Raw genomic sequence first — 15,205 nt, forward strand, 5'->3', positions numbered from 1 at the left:
CATCATGACGAAAACTGTCAAAGTACAATTGGTCAAGGGCTTGATCGGCACGCGTGAAGACCACCGTGCCACCGTACGCGGCCTGGGCCTGCGTCGTGTCAACTCGGTACGCGAGTTGCAGGACACCCCATCCGTGCGCGGCATGATCAACAAAGTCTCGTACCTCGTTAAAGTTGTTGCGTAAGCCTGCGGGCTTACGTACGGAGAAAACATGGAACTGAATACCATACAACCAGCCGAAGGCGCCAAGCACGCTAAGCGTCGCGTCGGCCGCGGTATCGGCTCCGGTCTGGGTAAAACCTCGGGCCGTGGTCACAAAGGTCAAAAATCGCGTTCGGGCGGCTTCCACAAAGTCGGTTTCGAAGGCGGTCAGATGCCGCTGCAACGCCGTCTGCCTAAGCGCGGTTTCAAGTCGCTCAACGCCACCTTCAAAGCTGAAGTGCGTCTGTCCGACCTGAACAACCTGGCCGTGGGCGATGTCGACATCCTGGTGCTCAAGCAAGCTGGCGTGCTGAACGTGCTGGCCCGCGACGTGCGCGTCATTCTGTCCGGCGAGATCACCAAAGCGGTGAACCTCAAGGGCCTGAAAGTGACCGCTGGCGCCAAGGCAGCCATCGAAGCAGCCGGCGGCTCGGTAGCCTGAGTTGTCCGCTAACAGCTTGATCGGAGCGAAAATTGGCGACTAATCCACAACTTGCTAAGAGTGCTGCAGCCGGATTCCCCTGGGGCCGGCTCTGGTTCCTGCTTGGCGCATTGGTGGTTTATCGTATCGGCGCTCACGTCCCGGTACCCGGGATCGATCCGGTACAATTAGCCGCGCTGTTCAAGTCGCAAGAGGGTGGCATCCTGGGCATGTTCAACATGTTCAGCGGTGGCGCGCTCTCGCGCTTCACGGTGTTTGCGCTGGGTATCATGCCTTACATCTCGGCCTCGATCATCATGCAATTGCTGTCGATCGTGTCGCCGCAGATGGAAGCGCTCAAAAAAGAAGGCGAAGCAGGCCGACGCAAGATCACCCAGTACACCCGGTATTTCACGGTGGCGCTGGCGATGTTCCAGGCGTTCGGTATCGCAGTCGCCCTGGAATCCCAAGCCGGCCTGGTGCTGGATCCAGGCCTGGGGTTCCGCTTCGTGACGGTCGTGACGCTGTTGACTGGCACCATGTTCCTGATGTGGCTGGGGGAGCAGATTACCGAGCGTGGCTTGGGTAATGGCATCTCCATCATCATTTTCGCCGGTATCGCCGCCGGTCTGCCGAACGCACTGGGGGGCTTGTTCTCCCAGGTCGCCAACGGTTCGATCGGCAGCTTCTCGGCGATCATCATCGTGGCCCTGGTGGCGGCGGTAACGTTCTTCGTGGTGTTTGTGGAACGTGGCCAGCGCAAGATTCTGGTGAATTATGCTAAGCGCCAGGTCGGTAACAAGATTTACGGTGGACAAACGTCGCACCTGCCATTGAAGTTGAACATGGCTGGCGTGATCCCACCGATCTTCGCATCGTCGATCATCTTGTTCCCGGCCACGATCCTGGACTGGTTCGCCAAGGGCGCCAATCCGGCCAACCCGGTGATCCGCTTCCTCAAGGATGTGGCAGCATCGATGGGTCCAGGCGAGCCTATGCACGCCCTGCTGTACGCCATTGCAATCGTGTTTTTCTGCTTCTTCTACACCGCTTTGGTGTTCAACAGCAAAGAAACCGCGGATAACTTGAAGAAGAGCGGGGCCTTCGTGCCAGGGATTCGTCCCGGTGAGCAGACAGCCCGTTACATCGACAAGATCCTGACCCGATTGACTCTGGCAGGCGCAATCTACATCACCCTGGTGTGTTTGTTGCCGGAATTCATGCAAGCCGAGTGGAAAGTACCGTTCTATTTTGGTGGTACTTCTCTGTTGATTATTGTGGTTGTGACCATGGACTTCATGGCGCAAGTGCAAAACTACGTGATGTCGCAGCAATATGAATCGCTGCTGCGCAAAGCAAACTTCAAAGGCGGAATTCCGACGCGATAAGCGCGGTTTCAAACATACCGAATGGCAAAAGACGACGTCATACAGATGCAGGGCGAGATTCTCGAGAATCTGCCGAATGCAACATTTCGAGTGAAGCTGGAAAACGGACACGTGGTGCTCGGTCATATTTCGGGTAAAATGCGGATGAACTATATCCGCATTCTTCCTGGCGACAAGGTGACGGTAGAACTGACACCCTATGATTTGAGCCGGGCCCGCATCGTGTTCCGGACCAAGTAACCAACAATATTGAACCAAGAAGAGAGTGCAAAATGAAAGTTAACGCCTCAGTCAAGCGGATCTGCCGCAACTGCAAGATCATCAAGCGCAAGGGTGTTGTTCGCGTCATCTGCGTCGAACCACGCCACAAGCAGCGTCAAGGTTAATAACCGTTATTTATCGAGGAATAACGAATGGCACGTATTGCAGGGGTTAATATCCCCAATCATCAGCACACCGTTATCGGCCTGACGGCCATCTACGGTGTTGGCCGCCCACGCGCGAAGTTCATCTGCGCCGCAACGGGCATCGCGACCAACAAGAAGGTCAAGGACCTGGACGACAGCGAACTGGAAAAGCTGCGCGATGAAGTAGCGAAATTCATCGTCGAAGGCGATCTGCGCCGCGAACTGTCCATGAACATCAAGCGTTTGATGGACCTGGGTTGCTACCGTGGTATGCGTCACCGTAAGGGCCTGCCGGTCCGCGGCCAGCGTACTCGCACCAATGCACGTACCCGCAAGGGCCCGCGCAAAGCCGCACAATCGCTCAAGAAATAATCTAGGGAAATCACATGGCTAAGCAACAAAGCAGCGCAGCAGCAGCTCGCGTTCGTAAGAAGGTCAAGAAGAACGTTGCCGAAGGTATCGCGCACGTGCACGCTTCCTTCAACAACACCATCATCACCATCACCGATCGCCAGGGCAACGCTCTGTCGTGGGCTACCTCCGGTGGTGCTGGCTTCAAGGGTTCGCGTAAATCGACCCCGTTCGCAGCGCAGGTTGCGGCTGAAGCAGCTGGTAAAGTCGCCGTGGAATGCGGCGTGAAGAACCTGGAAGTGCGCATCAAGGGCCCTGGTCCTGGTCGCGAATCCGCAGTGCGCGCACTGAACAACCTGGGCATCAAGATCACCGAGATCCAGGACGTGACCCCAGTGCCACACAACGGCTGCCGTCCTCCGAAGCGTCGTCGTATCTAAAGCACAGTCGGCGGCGGCGGGTTCGCCCGCCCGCCAGCCTTCTGTACCGCAGTACCCCGTTTCAAAGCAGCACCAAAAATCGCTGGAGCAGGGAGCCGGAAACGGTTATACTGCCCGGCTGTTGTCGCCTGTCGAACCTGTTCGGCGGGTTTTTCGTTTTCAGCCACGTCTGGCCAAACGCGGATCAGACTAGCGCCTAACTGCATGCAAGCATGTAGCTGGGGCGTTATTATTTATAAAAAGGAAGCATCGTGGCACGTTATATCGGACCAAAAGCAAAACTGTCCCGCCGTGAAGGTACGGACCTGTTCCTCAAGAGCGCACGCCGCTCGCTCGACAGCAAGTGCAAACTGGACGTCAAGCCAGGCCAGCACGGCGTCAAATCGGGTGCCCGCACCTCGGACTACGGCAACCAGCTGCGCGAAAAGCAGAAGGTCAAGCGCATGTACGGCGTCCTCGAGCGTCAGTTCCGCCGCTACTTCGCTGAAGCCGACCGCCGCAAGGGCAACACCGGCGAAACCCTGCTGAAGCTGCTGGAAACCCGTCTGGACAACGTCGCTTACCGCATGGGCTTCGGCTCGACCCGCGCTGAAGCGCGCCAGCTGGTATCGCACAAAGCCTTCACCGTGAACGGCCAAGTGGTCAACATCGCTTCGTACTCCGTGAAAGTGGGCGACGTGATCGCCGTGCGCGAAAAGTCGAAGAAGCAGACCCGTATCATCGAAGCGCTGTCGCTGGCTGAACAAGTCGGTATGCCAAGCTGGGTGTCGGTTGACGCCAAGAAAATGGAAGGCACCTTCAAGTCCCTGCCAGAGCGTAACGAAATCGCCAACGACGTCAACGAATCGCTGATCGTCGAACTGTACTCGCGTTAATCGTAGTCGGTTGTAATTCCCGCCCACTCTTCGGAGTGGGCGTTTTCACTAAGAAGCCGTTTCAAAATGACCGTGGCGAGGCGTGGCGCCGAAGACAGTGCGCCTGCACGGCAAGGCGCCACAACGACGCCATGGGCTTTTTGAAGCGGCTTTTAATGCCATCAGCCTTATCGGCGTAACGTGCCGAGGGTATTGAAAAGGACATTTCATGCAAAACAGTTTGTTGAAACCACGTATTATCGATGTCGAGGCGCTGGGCGCCGGCCACGCGAAAGTCGTGATGGAGCCGTTCGAACGCGGCTACGGCCACACCCTGGGTAACGCGCTGCGCCGCGTGCTGCTGTCGTCGATGATCGGCTACGCACCCACCGAGGTGACGATCGCCGGCGTCGTGCACGAATACTCGTCGCTCGACGGCGTGCAGGAAGACGTGGTCGACCTGCTGCTGAACCTGAAGGGCGTGGTCTTCAAAGTCCACAACCGTGATTCCGTCACCCTGACCCTGAAGAAGGAAGGCGAAGGCGCCGTGCTGGCTTCGGACATCGATCTGCCCCACGACGTGGAACTGATCAACCCGGACCACGTGATCGCCCACCTGACGGCCGGCGGCAAACTGGACATGCAGATCAAGGTCGAAAAAGGCCGCGGCTATGTGCCCGGTAACGTGCGCCGCCTGTCGGAAGACACCAACAAGACCATCGGCCGCATCATCCTGGACGCTTCGTTCTCGCCAGTGCGCCGCGTGTCGTACTTCGTGGAATCGGCCCGTGTGGAACAGCGTACCGACCTGGACAAGCTGATCATCAACATCGAGACCAACGGCGTGATCTCGCCGGAAGAAGCGATCCGCCAGTCGGCCCGCGTGCTGGTCGACCAGTTGAACGTGTTCGCTGCCCTGGAAGGCACGGAAGCGGCCGCCGAAGCGCCATCGCGCGCTCCGCTGGTCGATCCTATCCTGCTGCGTCCGGTGGACGACCTGGAGCTGACCGTCCGTTCGGCCAACTGCCTGAAAGCGGAAAACATCTACTACATCGGCGACCTGATCCAGCGTTCGGAAAACGAACTGCTGAAGACGCCGAACCTGGGCCGCAAGTCCCTGAACGAAATCAAGGAAGTGCTGGCTTCGCGCGGCCTGACCTTGGGCATGAAACTGGAAAACTGGCCGCCTGCCGGCCTGGAAAAGTAATTGCCACAGCAGTAATGCAGTACCGCCCGGCGCATGTTGCGCCGGGCGTTTATCCCCTAGAACCGGTCCGCGCTCCCGCCCTGGCGGCAGCGATCGAAGAACTCGGATTTAAACATCATCGAAAGGAAGTACCATGCGTCACCGTCACGGCCTCCGTAAGCTGAACCGTACCTCGTCCCACCGTCTGGCTATGCTGCGCAACATGACCGTTTCCCTGCTGCGTCATGAAGCCATCAAGACCACCCTGCCAAAAGCCAAGGAACTGCGCCGCGTTGTCGAGCCTATCCTGACCCTGGGCAAGACCGACACCCTGGCCAACAAGCGTCTGGCTTTCTCCCGCCTGCGCGACCGCGAAATGGTTGTCAAGCTGTTCGCCGAACTGGGCCCACGCTACGCTGCCCGTAACGGCGGCTACCTGCGTATCCTGAAAATGGGCTTCCGCGTTGGCGACAACGCTCCAATGGCTTACGTCGAGCTGCTGGACCGTCCAGAAGTCACCGCTGTGGAAGACGCGCCAACCGCCGAGTAATTTCGGTTGTTGTCATGTCAGAAAAGCCAGGCTCTGCCTGGCTTTTTTGCTTTTCGGCCATTCATCTTAAGGCCGTGCTCAGACGGGGGAGGGCGGGCCGGTGTACTATTGCCCGTTGAGCCCAATCCGTCGTTACCGATTACGTTATGCCACGACTCGCCCTGACTTTTGCCCGCCCCCGCACCCTGCCTGCCCTGGGCCGTGCGCTGCTGTCCTCGTTGCTGCTGCTGGCAGTGCTGCTGGCCCTGGCCGCCGGCCGCCCGGCCCGCGCCGACGAGGATTACCTGGAGCCCGACGCCGCCTTCCGCTTCTCGGCCCGCATGGCCGATCCGCACACGGTGGCCGTCACCTACCAGATCGCGGACGGCTACTACATGTACCGCGAACGCTTCAAGTTCGCGGCCCAGGGCGCCACGCTGGGCGCACCGGCCATCCCGCCCGGCAAGATCCACTTCGATGAAACGTTCCAGAAGAACGTGGAAACCTATCGCGGCAGCGTGACCATCACCATCCCGGTCGACGCCAGCGGCAGCTTCACGCTGGTCTCGACCGGCCAGGGTTGCTCGGACAAGGGCTTGTGCTACGCACCGCAGGAGGCCAAGGCCACGCTGACGGCCAGCGGCAAGCCCGGCCTGGCCGCGCTGGCGCTGGGCCAGGGCACGCCGCCGGGCGGCGCCAGCCAGTCGGCCCCGGCCACCCAGTCTGCCGTCCCATCCGCGCCGGTCTCGCCCGGTGTCACGGTCAACGCCGTCCCCACGCCGGAAACGACGGTGGTGGCGCCGGCAGCCAGCGCGCCCGTCCCGGCCGCCGCGCCAGCCCAGCCGGGCAATGTGGAAGCGGCGCTCAAGGGCGGCAAGCTGCTCGTCATCGTGCCGCTGTTCATGCTGCTGGGCCTGGGGCTGGCATTCACGCCATGCGTGTTGCCCATGGTGCCCATCCTGTCGTTCATCATCGTGGGTGAGGGCGCCAAGGCCAGCCGCGCGCGCGGGCTGCTGCTGTCGGCCATGTATTCGCTGGGCATGGCCATCGTCTACACGGCGCTGGGCGTGGCCGCCGGCCTGATCGGTGAAGGGCTGGCCGCCACCTTGCAGAACCCGTGGGTGCTGGGCGCGTTCGCCTTGCTGATGGCCGCCATGTCGCTGTCCATGTTCGGCTACTACAACCTGCAGGTGCCCGCCGCGCTGCAAACCCGGCTCAGCGCCATGTCGCACCGCCAGGCGGCCGGCAAGCTGGCTGGCGTGTTCGTGATGGGCGCCATCTCGGCCCTGATCGTCGGCCCCTGCGTGGCCGCGCCGCTGGCTGGTGCGCTGGTCTACATCAGCCAGACACGCGACGTTGTCATCGGCGGTAGTGCCCTGTTCGCGATGGCCGTGGGCATGAGCGTGCCGCTGCTGCTGGTGGGCGTGTCGGCCGGTACGCTGCTGCCCAAGGCGGGGTTGTGGATGGATGACGTCAAGCGCTTCTTCGGCGTGCTGCTGCTGGCCATGGCATGGTGGCTGGTGTCGCCCGTGCTGCCGGCGGCGGTGCAGATGCTGGGCTGGACCGCGTTGCTGGTCGGCTACGGCGTCTACCTGCTGCGCAACAAGACCGGGCACTGGGCATCCAAGAGCGCCGGTGTGGTGTTCGCCGCGCTGGGCCTGGTGCAACTGGTGGGCGTGAGCACGGGCGGCCGCGACGTGCTGGCGCCGCTGGCGCATTTGCAGGCGCAAGGCGCGGTGCAGCCGCTGCCGTTCAAACGCGTGAAGACGGTGGAAGAACTCGATGCCGTGCTGGCCCAGACGGGCGGAAAGAGCGCCATGCTGGACTTCTACGCCGACTGGTGCGTGTCCTGCAAGGAAATGGAAAAGCTGACCTTCGTGGCCCCGGCCGTGCGTGCGCGGCTGGCCAACACGGTGCTGCTGCAAGTGGACGTGACGGCCAACGATGAAGCCGACAAGGCCATGCTCAAGCGTTTCCACCTGTTCGGCCCGCCGGGCATCATCCTGTTCGACGGCAAGGGCCAGGAGCTGGCCGATGCGCGGGTGATCGGCTTCCAGGACGCCGACAAGTTCCTGCAGTCGCTGTCGCGGCTGCCGCAATAAAAAGGCGGCGCCCGGCCATGCCGGGTGCCGCACGTGTTCATGGCCTGCTTATCGCAGGCTCAATGCCGGCGCATTGCCTGCTTACGACCGGCCCACTGCGGGCGTATCGCTGCCTCACTGGCGGTGGTGGCGGCCCATCATCGCATGCGGGCCGTGGGCGCCGCCCATCACGTGGTCATCGAAAATGGCCTTCTGTTCCGTCGTCAGCTGCCCGTAGAAGGTGTTCAGCGCACCCAGGTGGCCTTCCATGGTCAGCGTGCGCTGCTTGCTCAGGTCAATCATCTTGGCCAAACGGTCCGGGGCCGGCATCTTGGCAATGGCCGCGCGGTCGAAGTGCTCGGCGGGCGCGGCCGGTTTGATGGCATTCTGGTAAGCCGTCCAGGCCGGTTCCTGGGCCGCCGTCAGCTTGAGCAGGTCGTGCAGCTTGGCCTGGTGCTTGGCGAACATGTCGGCCATGCGGGCCTGGCGCTGTTCGCTGTTGGCCTGCCAGTCGTGGCGGCCGGCCGTGTCGTCGGCCAGGGCGGCGGCGCTGGCGCCTGCCAGGCCCAGCACGGTCATGCCGATCAGGATGCTTTTGCGTACGGTGTTCATGGTGCTTCCTTTATCTAAGTCGTGGGGAGACGCAGCGCTCTCGCTCGTCTCATGGAACATATGGTGGCAGGCCCGTGTTTCGACCAAGTGTCTCCATTGCCGGTTTTTGTATCAAACTGTTTCCCTGGCAAGGGCCCACTACAAGCCGATACAAATGGCCCTTGGTCAGGCGCGGCCAAACTGGCGATAATGGACACATGGAATCCATCTCGACAATTCTGATCGTTGACGACGATCGCGACATCCGCACCCTGCTGGCCGATTACCTGGAAACCAACGGTTACCGCACGCTGGGTGCGGCCGACGGCACGGCCATGTGGAAGCTGCTGGACGAATCGCGGCCCGACCTGGTGGTGCTGGACCTGAACCTGCCCGGCGACGACGGCCTCACGCTGTGCCGCAAGCTGCGCGCCCATTCAACCCTGCCGGTCATCATGCTGACGGCCCGCAACGAGCCGCTGGACCGCATCCTGGGCCTGGAAATGGGCGCCGACGATTACCTGCCCAAGCCGTTCGAGCCGCGCGAGCTGCTGGCGCGCATCCGCAGCGTGCTGCGCCGCAGTAACGCCATGCCGGCCAGCCACGGCGGCGACAAGGCCGAGCGCATCCGCTTCTCCGGCTGGACACTGGACTTGACGGCGCGCCACCTGCTCAATCCGGACGGCCTGGTGATCATGCTGTCGGGCGCCGAATACCGCCTGCTCAAGGTGTTCCTCGAACACCCGAACCGCGTGCTCAACCGCGACCAGCTGCTGAACCTCACGCAAGGCCGCGACGCCGACCCGTTCGACCGCTCGATCGACATCCAGATCAGTCGCCTGCGCCAGAAGCTGGGCGAGGATGCGCGGCTGCCGCAAATCATCAAGACCGTGCGCAACGGCGGCTACGTGCTGGCCGGCCAGGTCGCCGTGGAGCCGCAGGCGTGAAAGCCTTCATCGGGTCGATGACCGGGCGTGTGTTCCTGGTCCTGCTGCTGGGCATCATCGCCTCGGCCGCGCTGACCCAGTGGCTGGCCGTGAGCGAACGCACGCGCACGCTGGAACGCTACCGCGACTTCCACGCCGTTGAGCGGGCCGAGCAGTTGATCACGACGGCCGACGTGGTGCCCGAGGCATCGCGCGCGACCTATCTGCGCGTGGCTAGCCGGGGCAGCGTGCGGCTGGAGCCGGCAGGCCCGGCCGCCGTCGCGCGCGCCTTGCCGGCCACGGAATTCACGCAAGCCTTGCAGGACCGGCTGGGCACCGGCTTCACGCTCCACCCGCTGGCCGAGCGGCCGGCCGAATGCGATCAGCCGCGCAAGCCCATTACCCTGTTCGGCCCCAGGCAGTGGCACGGCGCCTGCGAAACCATGCTGGTGCGCATGCACGATGGCGCCATGATGAAGCTGTCCGTGCTGCCGCCGCGTCCGCCACCGGGCGGGGGGCGCAACGAGCCGCTGACCTTGCTGCCTTTCCTGCTCAGCATCGCCGTGCTCGCGTATTTCGTGGCGCGCATGGCCATGCGTCCGCTCAAGCAACTGGCGCAGGCGGCCAAGGACCTGGGCAACGACATCAACCGCCCGCCGCTGGCCATCAGCGGCGCGTCCGAAATCCGCCAGGCGGCCGGCGCGTTCAACGCCATGCAGGCCCGCATCCGCCAGCACATTTCCCAGCGCACGGAAATGCTGGCCGCCATCACCCACGATTTGCAGACACCGCTCACGCGCCTGCGCCTGCGGCTGGAAAAAGTGCGCGACGAAGAATTGCAGCAGCGCCTGGTGGACGACCTGTCGGCCATGCAGCAAATGGTCAAGGAAGGGCTGGACCTGGCGCGCAGCATGGACACCACGGAAACCATGCAGGCGCTGGACCTCGATTCGCTGCTCGACAGCGTCTGCTCGGACGCGGCCGACAGCGGCCAGCAGGTGGACCTCAAGGGCCAGGCCGCCATGGCGCTGATGGGCCGGCCGCTGGCGATCCGGCGCTGCCTGGTCAACCTGCTCGACAACGCCGTCAAATACGGCCAGTACGCGCACGTGACGGTGGAACGCATGGTGGGCGCGTCCCGCATCCGCATCCGCGACGGCGGCCCCGGCATCGCGCCGGAACAGATGGCGCGCGTGTTCGAACCGTTCTACCGCATCGAATCGTCGCGCTCGCGCGCCTCCGGCGGCACCGGCCTGGGCCTGACCATCGCCCGCAACATCGCCGAGCAGCACGGCGCCAGCCTGATGCTGGCCAACCATGCGCAAGGCGGCCTGGAAGTGACGCTGATCGTGCCCGAATACTACGCCGGCCGCTGAGCTGTCCAGCTTGACGGGGGGCGCTCCGGCGCCCCCGCGAATATGCGACAATGCTTCGCTTATGCCCGGCGGCAATACTTTCTACCAACATGAAAAAATCCTCCCTCGCATTCCTGGCTGGCGCGGTCATCGTGGCCGGCTATGGCGTCTGGCATGTCACCCGGCAGGCCGGCGCCCCGGCGGCCGCCAAGTCCGGCGCCCAAGGCCCGACCACGGTCAGCGTGATCACCCCGCGGCGCCAGGACGTGCCCGTGATCTACCAGGCCAACGGCACCGTCACCCCGATCAGCACGGTGGACCTGCATCCGCAAACCACCAGCACCATCGCCAAGGTCCACATCAAGGAAGGCCAGTTCGTGCGCGCGGGCGAGCTGATGTTCACGCTCGACGACCGCAGCGCGCGCGCCAACGTGGACAAGGCCCAGGCCCAGGTGGCGCGCGACCAGGCCGCGTTGGCCGACCTGCAGCGCCAGTACCAGCGCAGCCAGGAACTGTTGAGCAAGAACTTCATCGCCCAGGGCGCCGTGGACACGCTCAAGAGCCAGGTGGACTCGGCCCGCGCGTTGATGCAGGCCGACACGGCCGCCGCCCGTTCGGCCGGCGTGGACGCCAGCTACACGGCCATCCGCGCGCCGATGGCGGGCCGGGTCGGCGCCATCAACGTCTACCCGGGCAGCCTGGTGCAGTTGAGCACCTCGCTGACCACCATCACCCAGCTCGACCCCATCACGGTCGCCTTCACCCTGCCCGAGAGCGCGCTGGCCGACGTGCTGGCGGCCCAGCGCGCCGGCAGCGTGCCGGTGCAGGTGGCGGCCGGCGCCGATGGTCCGGCGCTGGCCGGTGTGCTCAGCTTTGTCGACAACACGGTCGATCCTGTGGCCGGCGTGATCCGCGTGAAGGCCCAGTTCGCCAACGCGGACACCCGGCTGTGGCCGGGCCAGTACGTCAATGCCCGCCTCACCGTGCGCACGCTCAAGGACGCGCTGGTGGTGCCGCAAAACGCTATCATCAGCAACACGCGCGGCACCTTCGTCTACACGGTGGCGCCGGACCAGACGGCCAGCACCAACCCGGTCCAGCGCCTGTACGCGTTCGGCACCGACGCGGCTGTCTCCGGCCTGACGGGCGAGGCGCAAGTGATCGTCGAAGGCAAGCAGAACCTGCGGCCCGGCGGCAAGGTCAAGCCGGTGGCCTCGGGCGGGCGCGACAGCGCCTCGGCCCAGGCCGCGCCGGTGGCGGAAAAAGGTAAAGCGGAATGAACCTGTCCGAACTGTGCATACGGCGCCCCGTGATGGTGGTGCTGCTGTCGCTGTCGCTGATCCTGGCCGGCGTGCTGGCCTACACCAGCATCCCGGTGGCGGCGCTGCCCAGCTTCAACACGCCCGTCATCAACGTCAACGCCGACCTGCCCGGCGCCAGCCCGGACACGATGGCCTCGTCCGTCGCGCTGCCGCTGGAAAAGCAGTTCTCCACCATCGCCGGCCTGAACCTGATCACCTCCACCAGCACGCTGGGCACCACCTCGCTCACGCTGGAGTTCGACCCGTCGATCGACGTCAACGCGGCGGCCGTGGACGTGCAGGCGGCCCTGTTGCGGGCCCAGCGCTCGCTGCCGCAGGAGATGACGGAACTGCCATCCTACCGCAAGGTCAACCCGGCCGATGCGCCGGTGCTGTTCATGACCATGACCTCGCCGTCGCTGAGCCTGTCCGAGCTGAACGATTACGCGGAAAACCTGATCGCGCCCAGCCTGTCCACCTTGCCCGGCGTGGCCCAGGTGGGCGTGAACGGCCAGAAGCGTTTCGCCGTGCGCATCCGCGCCCGCACCGACCAGCTCAACGCCCGCAACCTCACGCTCGATGAACTGGCCAGCGCCGTCAAGGCCGCCAACGCCAACAGCCCGCTGGGCATCCTGGACGGCCCCAGCCAGACCCTCACCATCCAGGGCAATGCCCAGCTGATGAAGGCGTCCGAATTCGCCGAGCTGATCGTGGCTACCCGCAACGGCCAGCCGGTGCGCCTGAAGGAAGTGGCCACGGTCGAGGACAGCTACCAGTCCGTCAAGACGGCCGGCAGCTACAACGGCGAACGCTCGATCGTGCTGCTGGTGCAGCGCCAGCCCAACGCCAACACGGTGCAGGTGGTGGACGGCGTGCGCCAGTTGCTGCCGCGCTTCCTGGCCCAGTTGCCTAGCTCGATCAAGATCAACCTCGTCAACGACCGTTCCGTCTCGATCCGCGACGCCATCCACGACGTCAACATCACGCTGGCGCTGACGGTGGGCCTGGTGGTGCTGGTGATCTTCCTGTTCCTGCGCCGCGCGGCCGCCACCTTCATTCCCGGCATCACCATGCCGATTTCGCTGCTCGGCGCGCTGGCCTTGCTGTATGCGTTCGGCTACAGCCTGGACAACGTGTCGCTGCTCGGCATCACGCTGGCCGTGGGCCTGGTGGTGGACGACGCCATCGTGGTGCTGGAGAACATCGTGCGCCACATCGAACTGGGCAAGAAGCCCTTGCAGGCCTCGCTGGTGGGCGCGCGCGAGATGGGCTTCACCATCGTCTCGATTTCCATTTCGCTGGTGGCCGTGTTCATCCCCATCTTCTTCATGCCGGGCACCATAGGCTTGCTGTTCCATGAATTCGCCGTGGTCGTCTCGCTGTCCATCCTGGTGTCGGCCATCGTCTCGCTGACGCTGGTGCCGATGCTGGCCAGCCGTTTGCTGCCGGCCGATTCGCACGACGCCGAGGGCGATGATACCTTCATCGGCCGCTGGTTCGAAGCCGGCTTCTCGCGCCTGCGCCACGCTTACGCGGCCACGCTGGACGTGGCGCTGGCGCACCGCTACGTGGTGCTGCTGATCGCGCTGGGCACGTTCGCGCTCACGGTGCTGCTGTACGTAACCATCCCCAAGGGCTTCTTCCCCGAGGAGGACCTGGGCCAGATCCGCGTGACGACCGAGGCGGCCGAGGACATCTCGTCGTCGGCCCTGATGGCCTTGCAGGAAAAGGTGGCCAACGTCATCAAGGCCGACCCCAACGTGCAGGACGTGACCTCGTTCGTGAGCGGCGGCAACAGCGGCCGCATGTTCCTCGTGCTCAAGCCGCGCGACCAGCGCGCCAAAATGCCGCAAGTGCTGGACAGCCTGCGCAAGGCCACGCGCGCCATCCCCGGCGTGTCGGTCTACCTGAGCCCGATCCAGAACCTGCAGCTCGGTGGCCGGCCCAGCAAGAGCCGCTACCAGTACACGCTGCAATCGGTCAGTCCCGACGCGCTCGGCGACTGGGCCGCCAAGTTCCTCGACCGCATGCGCGCCGACAACGACTTCCGCGACGTCACCAGCGACGCCCAGAACCGCGGCCTGCAAGCCGCGCTCAAGATCGACCGCGACAAGGCCAACAACCTGGGCGTGCAGATCGCCGACGTGCGCACCGCGCTCTACCTGGCCTTCGGCGAGCGCCAGGTGTCGACCATTTATTCGTCGGCCGCCAGCTACTTCGTGATCCTGGAAGCGGCCACCGAGGACCGCCAGTTCGACGACGCGCTGACCCGCATCTCGGTGCGCAACAAGGCCGGCCAGCTGGTGCAGCTGTCGAGCTTCGCCACAGTCGAGCGCACGGTGGGGCCGACGGCCGTCAACCACCAGGGCCAGTTGCAGGCGATCACGCTGTCGTTCAACCTGGCGCCCAACGTGCCGCTGGGCGTGGCCACGGCCAAGATCGACAAGATGGGCGCGGCCATGAACTTGCCGGCCTCCATCATCACCAGCTACGGCGGCGACGCGGCCGTGTTCCAGAGCTCGCAAGGCAGCCAGGTGATCCTGATCGTGGCCGCGCTCGGTGTGATCTACGTGTTGCTCGGCGTGCTATACGAAAGCTTCATCCACCCGCTCACCATCCTGGCCGGCCTGCCGTCGGCCGCCGTGGGCGCGTTGCTGACCTTGCGCATGTTCAACCTGGACCTGACCATGATCGCCATCATCGGCATCCTGATGTTGATCGGCATCGTCAAGAAGAACGCCATCATGATGATCGACTTCGCCCTGCACGCGCAGCGCAATGAAGGCATGACGCCGGCTGCAGCCATCCGCGAAGCGTGTATCCTGCGCTTCCGTCCCATCATGATGACCACCATGGCGGCCCTGATGGGCGCCTTGCCGATCGCGCTGGGCCTGGGCGCGGGCGCCGAGCTGCGCCAGCCGCTGGGCCTGGCCGTGGTCGGCGGCCTGGTGTTCTCGCAAGTGATCACGCTCTACATCACCCCCGTGATCTACCTGTTCCTCGACAAGTACAGCGGCAGCGGGCCGATGGCCGACGAGGTGCTGGCTGGTGATGTGCAGGCCGATGAAGCCACCACTGCTGCCACTGTTGCATTAAAGGCTGTCAATACAGTCAAGCATTGAGCGGCCACAAGCCGCCGCCTTGGGCCCCTTCGTATCATAGGCAAGGATAATT

Annotated in this window: 16 protein-coding genes; 15 read left to right on the forward strand and 1 reads right to left on the reverse strand. The window is 63.8% G+C overall.

Going from position 1 to position 15,205, the window contains the following annotated elements:
* The first annotated feature begins 4 nt into the window (after window positions 1-4).
* The 11 genes from rpmD (at window position 5) to dsbD (ending at window position 7,879) form a co-directional block, all read left to right on the forward strand.
* Window positions 5-184: a 50S ribosomal protein L30 gene (rpmD, locus tag H3H37_RS09780; RefSeq protein ID WP_182151366.1), complete on the forward strand. Its 180-nt coding sequence runs from the start codon at window positions 5-7 to the stop codon at window positions 182-184.
* Window positions 185-211: 27 nt separating this feature from the next.
* Entirely contained in the window at window positions 212-643 is a 432-nt protein-coding gene (gene rplO, locus H3H37_RS09785; RefSeq protein WP_182161869.1) for a 50S ribosomal protein L15, read from the forward strand.
* Window positions 644-675: 32 nt separating this feature from the next.
* The gene (gene secY, locus H3H37_RS09790; protein WP_182151364.1) at window positions 676-2,010 is read left to right on the forward strand and encodes a preprotein translocase subunit SecY; all 1,335 of its coding nucleotides are present in this window, start codon (window positions 676-678) and stop codon (window positions 2,008-2,010) included.
* 21 nt (window positions 2,011-2,031) lie between these two features.
* Window positions 2,032-2,250, forward strand: a complete 219-nt coding sequence (gene infA / locus H3H37_RS09795) for a translation initiation factor IF-1 (protein ID WP_005663428.1) — start codon at window positions 2,032-2,034, stop codon at window positions 2,248-2,250.
* Between the two features lie 32 nt (window positions 2,251-2,282).
* The gene (rpmJ, locus tag H3H37_RS09800) at window positions 2,283-2,396 is read left to right on the forward strand and encodes a 50S ribosomal protein L36 (protein ID WP_005663407.1); all 114 of its coding nucleotides are present in this window, start codon (window positions 2,283-2,285) and stop codon (window positions 2,394-2,396) included.
* A 27-nt stretch (window positions 2,397-2,423) separates the two neighbouring features.
* Window positions 2,424-2,789: a 30S ribosomal protein S13 gene (rpsM, locus tag H3H37_RS09805; protein ID WP_008444337.1), complete on the forward strand. Its 366-nt coding sequence runs from the start codon at window positions 2,424-2,426 to the stop codon at window positions 2,787-2,789.
* A gap of 14 nt (window positions 2,790-2,803) precedes the next feature.
* Window positions 2,804-3,208, forward strand: coding sequence for a 30S ribosomal protein S11 (rpsK, locus tag H3H37_RS09810; RefSeq protein WP_008444339.1), 405 nt, complete (start codon window positions 2,804-2,806; stop codon window positions 3,206-3,208).
* Between the two features lie 251 nt (window positions 3,209-3,459).
* The gene (rpsD, locus tag H3H37_RS09815; protein ID WP_161040888.1) at window positions 3,460-4,083 is read left to right on the forward strand and encodes a 30S ribosomal protein S4; all 624 of its coding nucleotides are present in this window, start codon (window positions 3,460-3,462) and stop codon (window positions 4,081-4,083) included.
* A gap of 208 nt (window positions 4,084-4,291) precedes the next feature.
* A complete protein-coding gene (locus H3H37_RS09820; protein WP_072786829.1) occupies window positions 4,292-5,269 on the forward strand; it encodes a DNA-directed RNA polymerase subunit alpha in 978 nt (325 codons plus the stop codon).
* A 133-nt stretch (window positions 5,270-5,402) separates the two neighbouring features.
* Window positions 5,403-5,798, forward strand: coding sequence for a 50S ribosomal protein L17 (gene rplQ / locus H3H37_RS09825; RefSeq protein ID WP_182151361.1), 396 nt, complete (start codon window positions 5,403-5,405; stop codon window positions 5,796-5,798).
* 146 nt (window positions 5,799-5,944) lie between these two features.
* Window positions 5,945-7,879 (forward strand): protein-disulfide reductase DsbD, encoded by a 1,935-nt coding sequence (dsbD, locus tag H3H37_RS09830; protein WP_182161871.1) that lies wholly within the window; start codon window positions 5,945-5,947, stop codon window positions 7,877-7,879.
* Between the two features lie 114 nt (window positions 7,880-7,993).
* Here dsbD and H3H37_RS09835 read toward each other — a convergent pair whose 3' ends face one another.
* The gene (locus H3H37_RS09835) at window positions 7,994-8,470 is read right to left on the reverse strand and encodes a Spy/CpxP family protein refolding chaperone (RefSeq protein ID WP_182161873.1); all 477 of its coding nucleotides are present in this window, start codon (window positions 8,468-8,470) and stop codon (window positions 7,994-7,996) included.
* Between the two features lie 197 nt (window positions 8,471-8,667).
* On the opposite strand from H3H37_RS09835, the gene H3H37_RS09840 reads away from it, so the two are divergent.
* The 4 genes from H3H37_RS09840 (at window position 8,668) to H3H37_RS09855 (ending at window position 15,153) form a co-directional block, all read left to right on the forward strand.
* Window positions 8,668-9,396: a response regulator gene (locus tag H3H37_RS09840; RefSeq protein ID WP_182161875.1), complete on the forward strand. Its 729-nt coding sequence runs from the start codon at window positions 8,668-8,670 to the stop codon at window positions 9,394-9,396.
* Window positions 9,393-10,751 (forward strand): ATP-binding protein, encoded by a 1,359-nt coding sequence (locus tag H3H37_RS09845; RefSeq protein ID WP_182161877.1) that lies wholly within the window; start codon window positions 9,393-9,395, stop codon window positions 10,749-10,751. The genes H3H37_RS09840 and H3H37_RS09845 overlap by 4 nt, the downstream gene beginning before the upstream one ends.
* A gap of 89 nt (window positions 10,752-10,840) precedes the next feature.
* Complete coding sequence (locus H3H37_RS09850) at window positions 10,841-12,010, forward strand: efflux RND transporter periplasmic adaptor subunit (protein ID WP_182161879.1); 1,170 nt, start codon at window positions 10,841-10,843, stop codon at window positions 12,008-12,010.
* Entirely contained in the window at window positions 12,007-15,153 is a 3,147-nt protein-coding gene (locus H3H37_RS09855) for an efflux RND transporter permease subunit (RefSeq protein WP_182161881.1), read from the forward strand. Before H3H37_RS09850 ends, H3H37_RS09855 begins: the two co-directional genes overlap by 4 nt.
* The last annotated feature ends 52 nt before the right edge of the window (window positions 15,154-15,205 follow it).

Origin of the sequence: Rugamonas brunnea (assembly GCF_014042345.1) — a bacterium.
GTDB lineage: Bacteria > Pseudomonadota > Gammaproteobacteria > Burkholderiales > Burkholderiaceae_D > Rugamonas > Rugamonas brunnea.